The 16,175-nt window shown below is 70.2% G+C and carries 16 protein-coding genes; 1 reads left to right on the top strand and 15 read right to left on the bottom strand.

The window, feature by feature from the left end:
• Positions 1-3 precede the first annotated feature (3 nt).
• The 3 genes from JNB50_RS16855 to JNB50_RS16845 all read right to left on the bottom strand — a co-directional run bounded on the left by JNB50_RS16855 (position 4) and on the right by JNB50_RS16845 (position 3,748).
• Positions 4-534, bottom strand: coding sequence for a cation:proton antiporter regulatory subunit (locus JNB50_RS16855; RefSeq protein WP_208041315.1), 531 nt, complete (start codon positions 532-534; stop codon positions 4-6).
• Between the two features lie 160 nt (positions 535-694).
• Positions 695-2,593 carry a glycerol-3-phosphate dehydrogenase/oxidase gene (locus JNB50_RS16850; RefSeq protein WP_243768563.1) on the bottom strand — a complete coding sequence of 633 codons (1,899 nt, stop codon included), beginning with the start codon at positions 2,591-2,593 and terminating at the stop codon, positions 695-697.
• A gap of 36 nt (positions 2,594-2,629) precedes the next feature.
• The gene (locus tag JNB50_RS16845) at positions 2,630-3,748 is read right to left on the bottom strand and encodes a GuaB3 family IMP dehydrogenase-related protein (RefSeq protein ID WP_208041360.1); all 1,119 of its coding nucleotides are present in this window, start codon (positions 3,746-3,748) and stop codon (positions 2,630-2,632) included.
• Between the two features lie 45 nt (positions 3,749-3,793).
• On the opposite strand from JNB50_RS16845, the gene JNB50_RS16840 reads away from it, so the two are divergent.
• Positions 3,794-4,945 carry a MalY/PatB family protein gene (locus tag JNB50_RS16840; protein WP_208041314.1) on the top strand — a complete coding sequence of 384 codons (1,152 nt, stop codon included), beginning with the start codon at positions 3,794-3,796 and terminating at the stop codon, positions 4,943-4,945.
• A gap of 79 nt (positions 4,946-5,024) precedes the next feature.
• On the opposite strand, the gene JNB50_RS16835 is transcribed toward JNB50_RS16840, so the two are convergent.
• The 12 genes from JNB50_RS16835 to JNB50_RS16780 all read right to left on the bottom strand — a co-directional run bounded on the left by JNB50_RS16835 (position 5,025) and on the right by JNB50_RS16780 (position 16,081).
• Entirely contained in the window at positions 5,025-5,414 is a 390-nt protein-coding gene (locus JNB50_RS16835) for a tautomerase family protein (protein WP_208041313.1), read from the bottom strand.
• A 28-nt stretch (positions 5,415-5,442) separates the two neighbouring features.
• Positions 5,443-7,131 carry an ABC-F family ATP-binding cassette domain-containing protein gene (locus JNB50_RS16830; protein WP_208041312.1) on the bottom strand — a complete coding sequence of 563 codons (1,689 nt, stop codon included), beginning with the start codon at positions 7,129-7,131 and terminating at the stop codon, positions 5,443-5,445.
• Between the two features lie 80 nt (positions 7,132-7,211).
• On the bottom strand, positions 7,212-7,649 hold the full coding sequence (locus JNB50_RS16825; RefSeq protein ID WP_208041311.1) for an SRPBCC family protein: 438 nt from the start codon (positions 7,647-7,649) through the stop codon (positions 7,212-7,214).
• Positions 7,646-8,131: a MarR family winged helix-turn-helix transcriptional regulator gene (locus JNB50_RS16820; protein WP_208041310.1), complete on the bottom strand. Its 486-nt coding sequence runs from the start codon at positions 8,129-8,131 to the stop codon at positions 7,646-7,648. Before JNB50_RS16820 ends, JNB50_RS16825 begins: the two co-directional genes overlap by 4 nt.
• The gene (locus JNB50_RS16815) at positions 8,118-9,002 is read right to left on the bottom strand and encodes an N-acyl homoserine lactonase family protein (RefSeq protein ID WP_208041309.1); all 885 of its coding nucleotides are present in this window, start codon (positions 9,000-9,002) and stop codon (positions 8,118-8,120) included. Before JNB50_RS16815 ends, JNB50_RS16820 begins: the two co-directional genes overlap by 14 nt.
• A 160-nt stretch (positions 9,003-9,162) precedes the next feature.
• Positions 9,163-10,665 (bottom strand): IMP dehydrogenase, encoded by a 1,503-nt coding sequence (gene guaB, locus JNB50_RS16810; RefSeq protein WP_208041308.1) that lies wholly within the window; start codon positions 10,663-10,665, stop codon positions 9,163-9,165.
• 97 nt (positions 10,666-10,762) lie between these two features.
• Positions 10,763-11,527: an amino acid ABC transporter ATP-binding protein gene (locus tag JNB50_RS16805; RefSeq protein WP_208041307.1), complete on the bottom strand. Its 765-nt coding sequence runs from the start codon at positions 11,525-11,527 to the stop codon at positions 10,763-10,765.
• Entirely contained in the window at positions 11,524-12,483 is a 960-nt protein-coding gene (locus JNB50_RS16800) for an amino acid ABC transporter permease (protein WP_208041306.1), read from the bottom strand. Before JNB50_RS16800 ends, JNB50_RS16805 begins: the two co-directional genes overlap by 4 nt.
• A gap of 10 nt (positions 12,484-12,493) precedes the next feature.
• A complete protein-coding gene (locus JNB50_RS16795; RefSeq protein WP_208041305.1) occupies positions 12,494-13,393 on the bottom strand; it encodes a transporter substrate-binding domain-containing protein in 900 nt (299 codons plus the stop codon).
• Complete coding sequence (locus JNB50_RS16790) at positions 13,390-13,869, bottom strand: DUF3830 family protein (RefSeq protein WP_208041304.1); 480 nt, start codon at positions 13,867-13,869, stop codon at positions 13,390-13,392. The genes JNB50_RS16795 and JNB50_RS16790 overlap by 4 nt, the downstream gene beginning before the upstream one ends.
• Complete coding sequence (locus JNB50_RS16785; RefSeq protein ID WP_208041303.1) at positions 13,866-14,594, bottom strand: gamma-glutamyl-gamma-aminobutyrate hydrolase family protein; 729 nt, start codon at positions 14,592-14,594, stop codon at positions 13,866-13,868. The genes JNB50_RS16790 and JNB50_RS16785 overlap by 4 nt, the downstream gene beginning before the upstream one ends.
• Entirely contained in the window at positions 14,591-16,081 is a 1,491-nt protein-coding gene (locus JNB50_RS16780) for an aldehyde dehydrogenase family protein (RefSeq protein WP_208041302.1), read from the bottom strand. Before JNB50_RS16780 ends, JNB50_RS16785 begins: the two co-directional genes overlap by 4 nt.
• Positions 16,082-16,175: the final 94 nt, after the last annotated feature.

Genomic DNA, 16,175 nt, shown 5'->3' with positions numbered 1-16,175 from the left:
GGATCAGCCTCCCGGCGGCGCGTCGGCGGTGGCGCGGACGGCGGTCTCGCCCGTGCGGAAGAACGCGAAGGCCTTGGCGACCTTCTCTGGGGTGCCTGCGACCACGAGGGTATCGCCGGGGAAGACCTTGAAGTCGGGAGCCGGCGCCGGGTTCGCGGAGTCCCCGCGCACCACGGCGACGACGGTCAGGCCGACGAAGCCGCGATCGGCCGGGGCGCCGAGCTGCTGGCCGGCGATGTAGTCCTCGTAGTCGACGCTGAACCAGTCGATGCTGAGGCCCGGCATCTGGTCGAGCGCGGTGAGCGACTCGGTGATCTGAGTGCCGCCGAGGAGCTCGGCGAGCGTGTGCGCCTCGTCTTCGTTGAGGCGCAGCGAGACCTTCGTCACGTCGGCGCCGTCTTCGTGGTCCGAGAACGTGACCAGGTCGCTGTGCCCGGAGCGGTGCGCGATGACGCCGACCTTGCCCCCGTCGTCCGTGACGAAGGTGTGCAACACCCCGACTCCGGGCAGTTTTACCCGTCGAACGTCAACCATTTATCCGTCTCCATCCGTCGCGGGCACTGGTTTCCAGTCTACCGGAGGGAGATTTCGAACTCTTTTCGATCGTTCAACAACGTCTGATAAGCGAGGGTCGATATGTATGACACCGGGTGGTCACCCACCGGCATCGGCCCGGCCGGCGGCCGGGCGCGCCTCACCCCTCCTTCGGCGGCTCCGCCGCATCGGGCCGAGGCGTGCCCGCGGCCTTCGCACGCGAAGCCCGCGCCGTGGCCGCGGCCGGGGTCGCTGTGCGCGTGACCGCTGCCGCCTTCGCCGCCGCCGCGTCGACATCGACGATGTCGGGGGCCTCCAGACGCACCCGGTCGGCCGAGGCGTCGTCCGGCTGCAGCTGGCTCTCCCGCTCGGCGGCCACGCGCTTCAGATAGGTCTGCACTTCGCGCTCCTCGCGAGCGGAATCCCAGCCCAGCACGCCGGCCATCAGCGAGGCCGCGACCGGAGCAGCGGAGACACCCCGGTCCCACGCCTCGATCGAGATCCGCGTGCGGCGGGCGAGCACGTCCTCCAGGTGCAGGGCGCCCTCGTGACTGGCCGCGTACACGACCTCCGCGCCGATGTAGTCGTCGGCGCCCGGCAGCGGCTTCGCCAGCGACGGATCGTTGCGCACGAGGGCGAGGATGTCCTCCGTCAGGGTGCCGTAGCGGTTGAGCAGGTGCTCGACGCGTGCGGGGTGGAGGCCGGACTCCCGCGCGATCCTGCCGCGCCGGTTCCAGGCCGCCTGGTAGCCCTCCGCGCCCACCAGGGGGATCTCCATGGTCGTGCTCGCCGGGATCTTGCCGTCGAGCGCGTCGACGGCCGCGTCGATCGCGTCCTTCGCCATCACCCGGTAGGTCGTCCACTTGCCGCCGGCGATCACCACGAGCCCCGGAACGGAGTGCGCGACGAGGTGCTCGCGCGACAGCTTGGAGGTCTCCTCCGACTCGCCGGCGAGCAGCGGACGCAGCCCCGCGTAGACCCCTTCGACGTCCTCCCGGGTCAGCGGCACGTTGAGCACCTGGTTGACGTGGGCGAGCAGGTAGTCGATGTCGGCGGCGGTCGCGGCCGGGTGCGCCTTGTCGAGGTGCCAGTCGGTGTCGGTCGTGCCGATGAGCCAGTGCCGACCCCACGGGATGACGAAGAGCACGCTCTTCTCTGTGCGCAGGATCAGGCCCATCTTCGACTGGAACCGGTCGCGTGGGACCACGAGGTGGATGCCCTTGGATGCGCGCACTTTGAACTGGCCGCGCTCGCCCACCATCGCCTGGGTGTCGTCGGTCCAGACGCCGGTGGCGTTGACGACCTGCTTGGCGCGGATCTCGAAGCGCTCCCCGGTCTCCTGGTCGTGCGCCTGCACCCCGACGACCCGCTCGCCGACCTTGAGGAAGCCCTCCACCCGCACCCGCGACGCCACGTGGGCGCCGTAGTGTGCCGCCGTCCGGGCGAGAGTGGCGGTGTAGCGGGCGTCGTCGACCTGCGCGTCGTAGTACGTGATTCCGCCGACCAGTGCGTCGGGGGCCATGCTCGGAATGGCCTTCAGCACCTGCCGCCTGCTGAGGTGCCGGTGGTGGGGAACCCCGGGCGGGCGGCCTCCCGTGTACGAGAAGATGTCGTACAGCATCATTCCCGCGCCGATGTAGAACCGCTCGAAGACCCGCTTGTGCAGCGGGTAGAGGAAGCGCACGGGCTTGACAAGGTGCGGGGCGATGCGCTGCAGCAGCAGCCCGCGCTCGATGAGCGCCTCCCGCACCAGGCCGAAGTCGAGCTGCTCGAGGTAGCGGATGCCGCCGTGCACCAGCTTGGAGGATCTGCTGGAGGTTCCCGACGCGAAGTCGCGGGCCTCCACGAGCCCCACGCTGAGCCCGCGGGTGACCGCGTCGACGGCCGCGCCGGTGCCGACGATGCCGCCGCCGACCACGAGGATGTCGAGCTCGGTGTCCTTGAGGGCCTGGATCGCGGCGGCACGCTCGGCCGGGCCGAGCCGTGAGGGGTAGGACACTGCCACGGCGTCTGCCTCCGAAGACAGACCAGTGGAGCCGGACGGGGATGTCGTCGCCATCGTTTCCTCCTCCCCCGGCCGCCTTCGGCCGGGACCTTAGTGCGTCTGGTACGGCGCGACGACCACTTCGACGCGCTGGAACTCCTTCAGATCCGAGTATCCCGTCGTTGCCATGCTCCGGCGCAAGGCCCCCACGAGATTCGCAGTTCCCTCGGCCACGGGTGCGGGACCGTACAGGATCTCTTCGAGCGGAGCGATCTGGCCGACCTCGACGCGGTTGCCGCGCGGCAGCAGCTGGTGGTGGGCCTCCGCGCCCCAGTGCCAGCCGCCTCCGGGGGCGTCGGTCGCGCGGGCGAGGGTCGTGCCCAGCATGACGGCGTCGGCGCCGCAGGCGATCGCCTTGACGATGTCGCCGGAGCTGCCGAGGCCGCCGTCGGCGATGACGTGCACGTAGCGGCCGCCCGACTCGTCCATGTAGTCGCGCCGTGCGCCGGCGACGTCGGCCACAGCGGTGGCCATCGGCGCGTGGATGCCGAGGGTGGACCGCGTGGTGGAGGCCGCTCCCCCGCCGAAACCGACGAGCACTCCGGCCGCACCCGTGCGCATCAGGTGCAGGGCCGCGGTGTAGGTGGCGGCGCCTCCGACGATCACCGGCACGTCGAGCTCGTAGATGAACTTCTTGAGGTTGAGGGGTTCGACGCTCTTGGACACGTGCTCGGCCGAGACCGTCGTGCCGCGGATCACGAAGAGGTCGACACCGGCCGCGACCACCGTCTCGTACAGCTCCTGGGTGCGCTGCGGGGAGAGCGCCCCTGCGACGGTGACCCCGCCCTCCCGGATCTCGGCGAGCCTCCGGGTGACCAGCTCGGGCTTGATCGGCTCTGCGTAGATCTCCTGCATGCGCCGCGTCGCCTTGTCGGCCGGGAGGTCGCGGATCTCGGCGAGCAGCGGCTCCGGGTCTTCGTAGCGGGTCCAGACGCCCTCGAGGTCGAGGACGCCGAGGCCGCCGAGCTGGCCCATCATGATCGCGGTCGTCGGCGAGACGACGGAGTCCATCGGTGCGGCGAGGAACGGGATGGAGAACTGGTACGCGTCGATGGTCCAGGCGACCGAGACGTCCTCGGGATCACGGGTGCGACGGCTGGGCACCACCGCGACGTCGTCGAAGGCGTACACGCGGCGTGCGCGCTTGGCGCGCCCGATCTCAATCTCCATACTCACAGGTTCAGTCTATGGCGCGGCACTGGCAGAGTAGGCAGGGTGACCGTCGAAGCAGAGCCTCTCGCCCGCCTCCGCCAGCGCAGAAGCGAGAAGTGGACGACGTATCCCGACGACGTCCTGCCGCTGTTCGTGGCCGAGATGGACTATCCGCTGGCCCCGCCGATCGCGGCGGCCCTGCACGCGGCGATCGACCGCAGCGACACCGGCTACGTCGGCCCGGAGCGCGGCCTGGAGACGGCGTTCGCCGCCTACGCGCGCGACACCTGGGGCTGGGAGGTCGACGAGGCGGGGGTGCGCACCTCGACCGACATCGGGGTGGTCGTCGTGGAGGCGTTGCGCCGTCTGATCGCGCCGGGCGACCGCGTGGTGATCACACCTCCCGTGTATCCGCCCTTCTTCTCGTACATCCCCGAGGCAGGCGGTGTCGTCGAGGCGGTCCCGCTGCTCGGCGGCGGTGCCGGTGCGCCGGGCTGGTCCCTCGATCTGGCCGGCATCGAAGCGGCGTTCGCGGGCGGTGCCCGCGCCCTGCTGCTCTGCAACCCGCACAACCCGCTCGGGCTGGTGCACCCTCCCGAGCACCTGGCCGCTGTCGCGTCGCTCGCCGCGCGGTACGGGGCGCACGTCGTGAGCGACGAGGTGCACGCCTCGCTCACGCACCGCGACGCCCGGTTCACCCCGTTCCTGTCGGTCTCCGACGACGCCCGCCGCGTCGGCGTCGCGGCGCACGCCGCGAGCAAGGCCTGGAACCTCGCCGGCCTCAAGTGCGCCTTCTTCGTCGCGACGGGAGCCGAGATGATCGAGCGCGTGCGCGCCCTCCCGATCGAGATCGAGGAGCGGACCAGCCTGTTCGGCCGCATCGCGACGGAGGCGGCCTACCGGGAGGGCGTCCCGTGGTTGAAGGGCGCGCTCGACGCCATCGAGGCCAACCGAGCCCTGCTCACGCGCCTGCTCGCCGAGCACCTGCCAGAAGCCGGGTACCGGGAACCGCACGCGAGCTACCTGGCCTGGGTGGACCTGCGGGCGCTCGGCTGGGGCGACGACCCGGCCGCGCACATCCTGGAACGGGCGCGCGTCGCCTTCGCGAGCGGCCCGGCCTTCGGCCGCGAGGGCCGCGGCTTCGTGCGCGTCAACCTGGCGTGCTCGCCGGAGGTGCTGACGGAGGCGGTGCAGCGGGTGGCACGGCTGCGGTGACGCTTCCCCCTGCCTCGAGGGGCACGTTGTTGTCCCCTTCGGCGCGCGAAAGGGACAACTACGTGCCCCTCGGTGGGGCTCACACGTCGACGCGGTAGTCCAGCGCGAGGTCGGCGGCGTTGACGCCGCGGATCCCCCAGTTCACCTTCGGCGTCTCCGTCAGCGTGATCTCGATGCTGTGCGGCGCGATGCCCGTCGCTGCGGGGATGCGCTCGAACAGTTTGGTGATGAGCGAGCGCTTCGCCTCGTCGGAGCGGCCGTCGAAGAGCGAGATCTCGATGATCGTGTACGCGTCGCCGCGGTCGGCGGGGTACACGAAGTCGGGATCGTCCAGTGCGATGAACCGCTGGAACCGCTTATCCGGCGGGTAGGCCAGAGCGCTCATCACCGCCCCGTGGATCGCGTCCGACAGCGACTGGCGGTGCGCGTCGATCGTGGCGCGCTTCGCGTAGACGACTACTTGGGCCATGGCATGCTCACTCCGCTACTCTTCTCGGTCACCGCACCCGCGCCACGCGCGCCTCGTCCCACACCGGCTCGTCCGCCTCGTAGACGACCCCGTCGGAGCCGAAAACCAGGTAGCGGTCGAAGCCGCGGGCGAACCAGCGGTCGTGGGTGACGGCGACGACGGTGCCCTCATAGCCGGCCAGGCCGTCCTCCAGGGCCTCCGCCGAGACGAGGTCGAGGTTGTCGGTCGGCTCGTCGAGCAGCAGCAGGGTCGCGCCCGACAGCTCCAGCAGCAGGATCTGGAGGCGCGCCTGCTGGCCGCCCGACAGCGACTCGAAGGTCTGCTCGGCCGACGCGGCGAGGCCGTAGCGGTCGAGCACCCGGCTCGCGGCCTCGCGCGGCATGCCCGCTCGCCGGTCGTCGCCGCGGTGCAGGATGTCGAGCAGGGTCCTCCCCACCAGCTCGGGGTGCTCGTGCGCCTGCGCGAACAGGCCGGGAGCGACCCGGGCGCCCAGTTTCGCGACGCCCGTGTGCGGTACGGGGGTGCCGGCGATTTCGGCCGACGCCAGGTGGCCGGCTGACGGGTCGGGGTCGGTGCCGCCCGCCGCCAGCAAGCGGAGGAAGTGAGACTTGCCCGAACCGTTCGAGCCGAGCACGGCGATGCGCTCACCGAACCACACCTCCAGGTCGAACGGGCGCATCAGACCGGTCAGCTCAAGGTCGTCGCACTCGATCACGCGTCGGCCCGTGCGGGCACCGGTGAGGCGCATGCGCACGTTCTGCTCGCGCGGCCGCTCCTGCGGCGGACCCGCCGCCTCGAACTTCGCCAGTCGCGTCTGGGCGGCCTGGTACGCGGACGCCAGGTCGCTGTTGTACTTGGCCTTCTCCTTGAAGCGCAGCACCAGCGCCTTCAGCTTGGCCTGCTCCTCGTCCCAGCGCCGGCGGAGCTCCTCGAGCCGGGCCATCCGCTCCTCGCGGGCTTCGTGGTAACCGCCGAAGCCGCCGCCGTGGGTCCAGGTGGTGTTCCCTGCCCCTCCGAGCTCCAGCGTGACGATGCGGTCAGCGGCCCGCGCCAGCAGCTCCCGGTCGTGCGAGACCAGCAGCACCGTCTTGGGCGTGGCGCGCAGCTGCTCCTCGAGCCAGCGCTTGGCCGGCACATCGAGGTAGTTGTCGGGCTCGTCGAGGAGGAGCACCTGCTCCGGCCCGCGCAGCAGGGCCTCCAGCACGAGCCGCTTCTGCTCGCCGCCGGAGAGCGAGCGCACGCTCCGGTACTGGGCGCGCTCGAAGGGGACGCCGAGGGCGGCCATCGTGCAGTGGTCCCAGACGACCTCCTGGTCGTAGCCGCCGGCATCGGCGTAGTCGGTGAGCGCCGTCGCGTAGCGCATCTGCGTCGCCGTCTCGTCGCGCTCGATGAGTGCGTCCTCCGCCGCCGCGAGCGCCTCAGCCGCCCGCCGGACCGCCGCGGGCGCCACGAGAACCAGGAGGTCGCGCACCGTGCGGTCGTCGCGCACGTGCCCGACGAACTGGTCCATGACCCCCAGGCCGCCGTCGATGACGACCCCGCCGCTGTCGGGTCGGAGCTCGCCCCGGATGATCCGCAGCAGCGTCGACTTGCCCGCGCCGTTCGCTCCGATCAGCGCGGAGACGCTCCCGTCCCCGACCCGGAACGACACGTCGTCCAGCAGAGGTCGCCCGTCGGCGAGCGCGTACGAGACGCCCGATACGTCGATGTGGCCCATGGTCGGCTTCCTGTCTTCCCTGCGAGCAAAGCCTTCCAGGATAGACGACGCACGGCCGGGAGGCCAGACGCCCCAGGCGGTCAGCTCGATTCGAGGATGCGCCGGAGTGTGCCGAGGTTCTCCCGCATGCCGTTCCTGAACAGCCGTTCCGCCAGCGGGCCGAGCAGACGGGCGGGACCGGGCAGACCGTCCGCGCTGATGCTCCCGTCGAGCTGAAGGCGACTGCCGCTGCCGGCGGGGGTGATGCGGTAGCGATAGCGGAACGGGGTGGGGCCGTCGACTGACTCGAACGTGATCTCCCGACCGACGTCGACACTGCTCACCTCGACCGTGTTGACCGCGGGGCCGGAAGGCAGGCGCCGGTGCACCGCGTAACGCGTACCGACGCCTCCACTGCCGCTGATCCGGTCGACGCGCTGCACGGCCGAGTACCACCGGGGCGTGTTCGCGAAGTCCGCGACGAAGGCGAAGATCGTCTCGGAGTCGGCCTGGAGGTCGAGCTCGAGCGTGAAGCTCATCGACCGGTCCCTGAGGCGTCGGCGTGCGGCGCGGCGAGCCGGTTGGCGAGCGCCGTCCCGGCGGGGCTGCCCTGCGTCAGAGCGCGCAGAGTGCGCAGGAGCACCTCGGCGTCTGCGGCGTCCACCGCCGTGTCGATCCCCGCGTACATCGCGTCCTCGATCTCCCGTACCGCCTTCGCCGCCTCCGCACCCTCCGGGGTGAGGCGGAGGGAGAGCTGGCGCTGGTCGTATTCGTCCGGGTCCTTCCGCACGAAGCGGGCGGCGACCAGCCGATCGACGATCCGGCTGGGACTGCTGCCGCTGTCGCACACGAGCATCTCGCCGAGCTGCTTGAGGGCGAGGGGGCCGTGGTCCTCGAGGATGCGCAGCGCCTCCGACTGGGCCGGCGTCAGGCCGAGGGGCGACAACGCCGCCGTGAGCTGACGGTTGCCCTCGCGCTGGGCGGCGAGCACCAGGTACCTGATCTGTTCAGCCGTTCTCAACGGTTCTGCCTTCCTGCCGCGCGAGCGCCGCCTCCAGGAGCCGCGCGGCGGCCGGGTCGTGTGCGGCGAGCACTGCTGCTCCCGGAGCGCGGGAGACCAGCTCATTCACCCGCCGTGTCGTCTCATGCAAGAGCTTACGTTCGCCGACGCCCGGTACCCGGTCGGCCGCCAGCAGTTCGGCGTCGTAGGTGAGGTCGCCCACGAACAGCAGGTTCGGGAGGCCCTCGCTCCTCAGCAGCAACGACAGCGACCCGGCGGTGTGACCGGGCGTCGGCAGCAGCAGGAGCGACCCGTCCCCCATCACGTCGTGGGCGTGGGTGAACGGAGCGAGGGAGGCATCCGCTGTCGGCGCCGGGTCGACGGGGGCCCAGTCGATGCCCGGGAGGCGGACGTGCTCCCGCATCACCCCGTCGAGGACCGCCAGGCGCTTGTCGGCCGACGCCAACTCCGTACGGCTCACCAGCACCCGAGCCGACGACGGGAGCTCGCGGAGTCCGCCGATGTGGTCCTGGTGCAGGTGCGAGAGGATCGCATACCGCACGTCGGCGATGTCGTACCCCTGCGCGCTGAGCCTGTCGCCGAGTGTGGCGTCCTCCGGGATGTCGAACTCGGCGAGGCGATGGTAGAGCCGCCCCACGACGCCGCCGGGGAAGTACGACGGGTCGGTCACCGACCGACGGTCCTGCCCCGTGTCGAAGAGGACCAGCCCGCGCTCGTGCTCGATCACGTAGACGTTGATCGGGCGAGGGGCGGTCCACTGTCGGGACGTGCTCAGCCACCACAGGCGCGGCGTCCCGTTCGTCTCGACGTGCTCTGGTCGGATGCGGACGGTCCCCGTGCTGATCACGGACACCCGCGTGATGTGTTTCATCGCTCCTCCAATAGATGTCGCGACATGCATGTCGCGACATCTATTGTCACGTCGGAGAGCGTCGCTGTCAAGCCGCCCGCTCGAACCCTCCCCCGAGAACGATGGAGGGGATCCGGCCCCTCAGGACCGGATCCCCTCCATGTGATTCGACGCGACGCGCTCAGCGACGGTAGTTGGGCGCCTCCACGACCATCTGGATGTCGTGCGGGTGCGACTCCTTGAGCCCCGCCGCGGTGATGCGGACGAACTTGCCGCGCTCCTTGAGCTCGGGGATGGTGCGCGCACCGACGTAGAACATCGACTGCCGGAGGCCGCCGACGAGCTGGTACGCCACAGCGGCGAGCGGGCCGCGATACGGGACCTGGCCCTCGATGCCCTCGGCGATCAGCTGCTCGTCGCTCGGCACATCCGCCTGGAAGTAGCGGTCGCGCGAGTACGAGGTCTTCTTGCCGCGCGTCTGGAGAGCGCCGAGGGAGCCCATGCCGCGGTAGTTCTTGAACTGCTTGCCGTTGACGAAGACGAGATCGCCGGGCGACTCGGCCGTGCCGGCAAGCAGCGAGCCCAGCATGACGCTGTCCGCTCCGGCGACGAGGGCCTTGGCGATGTCGCCCGAGTACTGGAGGCCGCCGTCCGCGATGAGCGGGACGTTCGCGGCGCGCGCGGCCAGGGAGGCCTCGTACACCGCGGTCACCTGCGGAACGCCGACGCCGGCGACGACCCGGGTGGTGCAGATGGAGCCGGGACCGACACCGACCTTGATGGCGTCGACGCCGGCGTCGATGAGCGCCTGGGCACCGGCACGGGTTGCGACGTTTCCGCCGATCACGTCGACGTGCGACGCCCGCGGCTCGTGCTTGAGACGGCTGACGATATCGAGCACGCCGGCGGAGTCGCCGTTGGCGGTGTCGACGACGATGACATCCACTCCCGCGTCGACCAGGGTCATCGCGCGGTCCCAGGCGTCGCCGAAGAAGCCGATCGCCGCGCCGACCCGCAGGCGGCCCTCGTCGTCCTTGGTGGCGTCGGGGTACTTCTCGCTCTTGTCGAAGTCCTTGACGGTGATGAGGCCGCGCAGGCGACCGTCCGCGTCGACCAGGGGGAGCTTCTCGATCTTGTGCTCCGCGAAGATCGCGACGGCGGCATCCGGGTCGATGCCGACCGGGGCGGTGATGAGCGGCATCCGCGTCATCACGTCGCGGACCAGGGTCGTCGAACGCTCGAACGGCGAGACGAACCGCATGTCGCGGTTGGTGATGATGCCGACGAGCTTGCCGTCGCCCTCCACCACGGGGAGGCCGGAGACGCGGAACTGCCCGCACAGGGCGTCGACCTCTTCGACGGTCGCCTCCGGGGTGGTGGTCACCGGGTTGGTGATCATGCCCGACTCGGAGCGCTTGACCTTGTCGACGTTGGTCGCCTGGTCTTCGATGGAGAGGTTGCGGTGGATGATGCCGATACCGCCGTGCCGGGCCATGGCGACGGCCATGCGCGACTCGGTCACGGTGTCCATGGCGCTGGACAGCAGCGGTGTCGCCATGGTGATCCGCTTGGTCAGGCGAGTCGAGGTGTCCGCCTCGCTCGGGATGACGTCGGTGTGCCCGGGAAGGAGCATGACGTCGTCGTAGGTCAAACCGATGAATCCGAACGGATCCGCCTGGTCCATTTCACCCCTATCAAGGTCGCGCGAGTGTGATGTCCAATGGTAACGGCAGAACCTGGTGGTCTATTCCGCACTGCGGTCGCCAGGCTCTGTCAGCCGCTCAGAGCACGCGCGAGAGGAAGTCGCGCGTCCTCGGGTTGGCCGCGCCATCGACCGTGAGGCGGTCGGATGCGCCCGTCTCGACGATCCGCCCGTTCTCCATGAACACGAAGCGGTCGCAGACTTCGCGCGCGAAGCCGATCTCGTGGGTCACGATCACCAGGGTCATTCCGGTCGTCGCCAGGCCTTTGATCACGTCGAGGACTTCACTCACCAGCTCGGGGTCGAGCGCACTCGTCGGCTCGTCGAAGAGCATGAGCTTCGGGTGCATGGCCAGGGCGCGCGCGATGGCGACGCGCTGCTGCTGACCGCCGCTGAGCTGCGCGGGGTAGGCGTCGGCCTTGTGGTCGAGACCGACCTGGCGCAGGAGCTCATGCGCTTCGGCGATCGCCTCGGCCTTCGGCCGCTTCAGCACCCCGACGGGAGCCTCGATCACGTTCTGCAGGACGGTGAGGTGGGCGAACAGGTTGAAGCTCTGGAAGACCATCCCGATCTCCTGCCGCTGCCGGGCCTCCGCACGCCCCGACAGTTCGCGCATGACGCCCTTGTGCGGCCGCCAGCCGAGCTCCTCCCCGTCGAGGACGATGCGGCCGCGGTCGATGCGCTCCAGCATGTTCATGCAGCGCAGCAGTGTGCTCTTGCCCGCTCCCGACGGTCCGAGCAGCACGACGGTCTCTCCGCGCTCGACGTCGAGGCTGACGTCGTCGATGACGGTGACGTCGTCGTAGCGCTTGGTGACCTCGGTCACCTGCAGGAACGGGCTCATGCTCGGTTCTCCTTCGAGGTCGTGTCGGCGGCGGTCGCGGCGAGATCCTCGTCGGGTGTCGCGGAGTCGGGGAGGTCGGGCTCCACATCGATCGTCCGGCGGCCCACCCGCGACGGCGAGGAGCGCAGCGCACGCTCGATGAAGAACTGGCCGACCGACAGGATCGAGACGACGATCATGTACCAGAGCGTCGCCACGATCAGCAGCGGGACGATGCGGAAGTTCGACGAGTAGATCTGCTGCACGGAGTACATCAGGTCGGGCACCGCGATGAAGGCGACGAGCGAGGTCGACTTCAGCAGGTTGATCGTGTCGTTCGCGATCGGCGGCAGCGCGACCCGGAACGCCTGAGGGAACACGATCTTCATCATCGTGCGGGTGCGGGTCATGCCGAGGGCGACCGCGGCCTCCCTCTGCCCCTCCGGCACGGACTGGATGGAGGCGCGCAGCACCTCCGACGTGTACGCCGCCTGCTGCAGCGAGAACGTCACGATGGCCGCGACCATCGGGTTGATGAGCTCTTGGGTGTTGATCGAGAGGAACACCGGCCCGTACGGGATGCCGATGTCGATCGTCGGCCACAGCAGCGACAGGTTGAAGGTCAGGACCAGCAGGACCAGGAGCGGCACCGACCGGAAGAACCAGACGTACAGCCAGGCGAGCCCGCGCAGCACCGGGTTGTCCGACAGTCGCATCGTCGCCAGCAGCGCGCCGAGGATGACGGCGACGACGATCGAGACCGCGGTGATGAGGAGCGTGCGTCCGAGACCGGCGAGCACGTCGTAGTTCAGGAAGTACTGCCCGATCGTCGGCCAGTCCAGGGCGTGGTTGAACGCCAGGCCCTGGAGCCAGCCGAGCAGGAGGAGCACGAGCAGGGCGGCGACCACCCAGCGCGCGATGTGGCGGTTGGGGATGTGCGGCGCGAGGGCCGCCGATCCCTGTTCGTGTTCGGGCATGAGGGTGCTGCTACTTTCCGACGTTGGGGTCCGGGTTGACTTCCGCCTTCGCGATGGCGTCGCCCTCGACCCCGTACTTCTTGAGGATCTTCGTGTACTCGCCGTTGGCGATGAGCTCGTTGATGGAGTCGGCGAGCGCCTGCGCCATCCCGTTGCCCTTCTTGGTGGCGATGCCGATGAGGACGAACTGGTACTTCGGGCCGCCGATGCTGAACTGGCCGGAGGTCTGCTTCGAAATGTACCCGAGGTTGGTCAGCGTCGCGGTCGTCGCATCGACCTGCTTGCTGGTCACGGCGAGGGTCGCGGCGCCCTGGTCGGCGAACGTCTGCACGCCGATCGCCTTCTTGCCCGCGGCCGTGCACTTCGTCGACTGGTCCTGCAGCACCGGGATGGCGCTGTCGGCGGCGACGACGGAGATCTTCAGTCCGCACAGGTCGTCCATGGTCGAGCCGAGCTTGGCGTCCTTCAGGCCCATGAACTGGTAGTGGTCCTCGAGGAACGAGACCTGGTCGAACGCCTTCTCGCGCTCGGCGGTCACGTCGGCGCCGAACGCACCGAAATAGGTGCCGCTGTTGACACCGAGGAGCGCGTTCTCGAAGGAGTCCTGCTTGAGCGTGACCTTCGTCGCCCAGGGGCCGCCGACCGCGGTGGCGAGGTCGGTGCTGATGCCGACGATCTTGCCGCCGTCGAGGTAGGCGTAGGGCGGGTAGCCGGTGACGGCGGGGGCGACGAGGCTCTTCCCGGCGAAGGAAGCTGGCAGCTTCACGGTCGCCGACGACGAGCTGGAGGTGGTGGAGGCGGCGGAGGAGCCGCCGGTGCTGCTGCAGCCGGTGAGCAGGGCCGCCGCGGCGGCCGCGATACCGATGCCGGCGGCGAGGGGGCCGCGGCGGAGGGTGCGTGTGATCGTCATTCGATTCTCCCGATGGTGAGTCGCTTCAGTCCGATGGTGCGGGTCTCCTGGCACGCCGCCGCGAACTCCTCGAGTCCGCTGGTGATCGACGCCCAGATGGTGCAGGGTGTCCAGCCGAGCGGCCCGAAGATCCGGCCGCCCTTGCCGTAGAAGATGCCGACCTCCCACAGCTCGAAGTCCAGCCCGGCCATGAGCTCCTTGGGCTGGAAGAACCAGACCAGGTCGCCCGCTGCGGGGATGACCTGCTGGTTCTCGGCCGGGAGGGCGGTCGGGTCGAACGTCTGCGCGCTCTGCGGCAGCCCGAACATGATCTCCGGGCCGGCGTACATCGCGTGCATCACGTCGTCGCTCACCGGAGACTCGAGAGCGCTCCAGATCGCCTCGGCGGTCTTCGGCGCTTCGTCGAGCAGGAGCGTCGCCTCGGCTCGCGGACCTCCCTCGAACTCGAGGAAGATGCGCTTGGGGGTCGTGCTCACACGAACTCCTTTCTGATGGGGGTGGGGGTGGTCGCGGTGAGACGGCGATAGCCGTCGGCGGCCGCGATGAAAGGCGCGAGGAGGCGCGTCGCGTGAGCGCGGCCCTCGACGCCCGGCATCTTCTCCGGGTGCCATTGCACGGCCCGGAGGAAGAGCGTCGGATCCGTTCCAGACACCGCCTCGACGGTGCCGTCGTCGGCGCGGGCGGCGATCGCCAGACCGGCACCGAGACGGTCGATCGCCTGGTGGTGGATGGAGTTCACGATCCCGTCGTCGGGGAGGGTGTCCGCGACCCAGCCGGCCGCGTCCACGATACGGTGCCGGCTGAGTCGCTCCTCCCCGCTCCCGACGGCGGGGTGGTCCTCGGTGCCGGGCAGGTCGTCGATGAGCGTGCCTCCCCGGTGGACGTTGAGGAGCTGGAGCCCGCGGCAGATGCCGAAGACCGGCATGCCCAGGCGCTGGGCCTCCGTGAGCAGCGCGTGCTCCGTTGCGTCCCGAGCGCCGTCGGCGACATCCTGTCCGCCCGAGAGCAGCAGTCCGTCGAACCGGCGGATGAGCGCGGGGACGTCGGGCTCGACGACGTCGGGCACCAGCAGAGGGACGCCTCCGGCGGCCTGCACCGCGTCGGCGTACTCGCCGCCGAGGGTGTAGAGGTCGGTGCGCTCGCCGAGGCCGGTCGGGAGCGGGCGGCGCCAGACCGTGACGCCGATGATCGGCCCGGTCATGCGCCCAGCTCGATCCAGGTGCTCTTCACGTCGGTGTACTTGTCCACTGCGTGCGCTCCCTTGTCCCGTCCGAAACCACTGTCGCCGACCCCGCCGAACGGCATCGACATGTCGCCCTCCTCGTAGCAGTTGACCCACACCGTGCCGGCACGCAGCCGTCGGGAGACGCGGTGTGCGGCCGAGAGATCGGTGGTCCACAGGCCGGCTCCGAGCCCGAAGGGGGTGCCGTTCGCCACGGCGACCGCCTCGTCGACGCTGTCGGCGGCGATCACCGAGAGCACGGGCCCGAAGACCTCCGTCTGAGCGATCTCCATGTGGGGCCGCACGTCGGTGAGGACGACCGGAGCGACGTAGCTGCCCTTCCCCGTGCCGATGTCGTGGCGCGTCAGCGAACCGGCGGCGAGGGTCGCTCCGTCTGCGACCGCGCGCTCGACGAAGCCGAGGATGCGCTCGAGCTGCCGCTCGCTCACGACCGCGCCGCTGGCCGCGTCGCCGCTCAGCGGGTCGGACGGGACCATGGCGGCAGCCTGGGCGACGGCGGCCTCGACCGCGCGGTCGTGCACGTCGCGCAGGACGATCATGCGTGACGAGGCGCTGCACATCTGGCCCTGGTTGTAGAACGCGCCCCACGCGCTGGTGCGGCCGGCCGCCTCCACGTCGGCATCGCTCAGGACGACCGACGCCGACTTGCCGCCGAGCTCCGGCCACACCCGCTTGCCGTTCGACTCCGCCGAGTAGGCGAGGAAGCGGCGGCCCACTCCGACCGAGCCGGTGAAGGTCAGCACGTCGACGTCGGGGTGGCGGCCCAGCGCTTCCCCGACGGTGTCGCCCCGCCCCGGCACGACGTTCAACACTCCGGCAGGGAGCCCGGCCTCCAGGGCGAGCTCCCCGAGCCGGAGGGCGGAGACGCTGGTCTGCTCGGCCGGCTTGAGGACGACGCTGTTGCCGGCGGCGAGCGCCGGTCCGAGCTTCCAGGCGGTCATCGTGAGCGGGAAGTTCCACGGCACGACCGCGCCGACGACGCCGGCGGGCTCGCGGGTGACGAGGGCGAGCGCGTCAGGCGTGGCCTGAGGCGACTCGTCGGGGAGCTTGTCGGCCAGCTGACCGTACCAGCGCAGGCACTGGGCGACGGCGCGGAGCTCGACGGCGAGGGCGTCCTGCACGGGCTTGCCCATCTCGAGCGAGATGCGCAGCGCCAGCTCACGGGCGTTGGCCTCGACGAGGTCGCCGAAGCGGATCAGGGTGCGGCCACGCTCGATCGCCGCTGCGCGCGACCACGTGCCGCTCTCGAAGACGGCGCGTGCCGAACGGACGGCGCCATCCACGTCGGCGGCGGTGCCGTCGGCGACGGTGGCGAGCACGGCGCCGTCGCGCGGGCTGACGAGGTCGAACCGGCCGGCGGCGCCGGAGGGGCGGCGAACGCCGTCCACGAGAGGCTCGGTCGTCCAGCTGAGACGCTGCGCCTCCTGCTGCCAGGTGAGTGCCATGACCGTCCTCTCTTCATTGGGTTGAAGTGAGGTTATGCGTTAACGGCCAGAATCGCAATCTTGAATTTAGGTTTCGGCCACTTTTGCAACACGA

It is taken from the genome of Leifsonia sp. TF02-11 (genome assembly GCF_017565305.1).
Classification (GTDB): Bacteria; Actinomycetota; Actinomycetes; order Actinomycetales; family Microbacteriaceae; genus Leifsonia.
This window is presented reverse-complemented; position numbering and strand designations above follow the sequence as displayed.

What these genes read in the sequence shown, in the direction of transcription:
- JNB50_RS16855 (WP_208041315.1), bottom strand. Translation starts at nt 534, where the DNA reads ATGGTTGACGTTCGACGGGTAAAACTGCCCGGAGTCGGGGTGTTGCAC.
- JNB50_RS16815 (WP_208041309.1), bottom strand. Translation starts at nt 9,002, where the DNA reads ATGAAACACATCACGCGGGTGTCCGTGATCAGCACGGGGACCGTCCGC.
- JNB50_RS16830 (WP_208041312.1), bottom strand. Translation starts at nt 7,131, where the DNA reads ATGGGCCACATCGACGTATCGGGCGTCTCGTACGCGCTCGCCGACGGG.
- JNB50_RS16845 (WP_208041360.1), bottom strand. Translation starts at nt 3,748, where the DNA reads ATGGAGATTGAGATCGGGCGCGCCAAGCGCGCACGCCGCGTGTACGCC.
- JNB50_RS16850 (WP_243768563.1), bottom strand. Translation starts at nt 2,593, where the DNA reads ATGGCGACGACATCCCCGTCCGGCTCCACTGGTCTGTCTTCGGAGGCA.
- JNB50_RS16800 (WP_208041306.1), bottom strand. Translation starts at nt 12,483, where the DNA reads ATGCCCGAACACGAACAGGGATCGGCGGCCCTCGCGCCGCACATCCCC.
- JNB50_RS16825 (WP_208041311.1), bottom strand. Translation starts at nt 7,649, where the DNA reads ATGAGCTTCACGCTCGAGCTCGACCTCCAGGCCGACTCCGAGACGATC.
- JNB50_RS16835 (WP_208041313.1), bottom strand. Translation starts at nt 5,414, where the DNA reads ATGGCCCAAGTAGTCGTCTACGCGAAGCGCGCCACGATCGACGCGCAC.
- JNB50_RS16805 (WP_208041307.1), bottom strand. Translation starts at nt 11,527, where the DNA reads ATGAGCCCGTTCCTGCAGGTGACCGAGGTCACCAAGCGCTACGACGAC.
- guaB (WP_208041308.1), bottom strand. Translation starts at nt 10,665, where the DNA reads ATGGACCAGGCGGATCCGTTCGGATTCATCGGTTTGACCTACGACGAC.
- JNB50_RS16780 (WP_208041302.1), bottom strand. Translation starts at nt 16,081, where the DNA reads ATGGCACTCACCTGGCAGCAGGAGGCGCAGCGTCTCAGCTGGACGACC.
- JNB50_RS16795 (WP_208041305.1), bottom strand. Translation starts at nt 13,393, where the DNA reads ATGACGATCACACGCACCCTCCGCCGCGGCCCCCTCGCCGCCGGCATC.
- JNB50_RS16785 (WP_208041303.1), bottom strand. Translation starts at nt 14,594, where the DNA reads ATGACCGGGCCGATCATCGGCGTCACGGTCTGGCGCCGCCCGCTCCCG.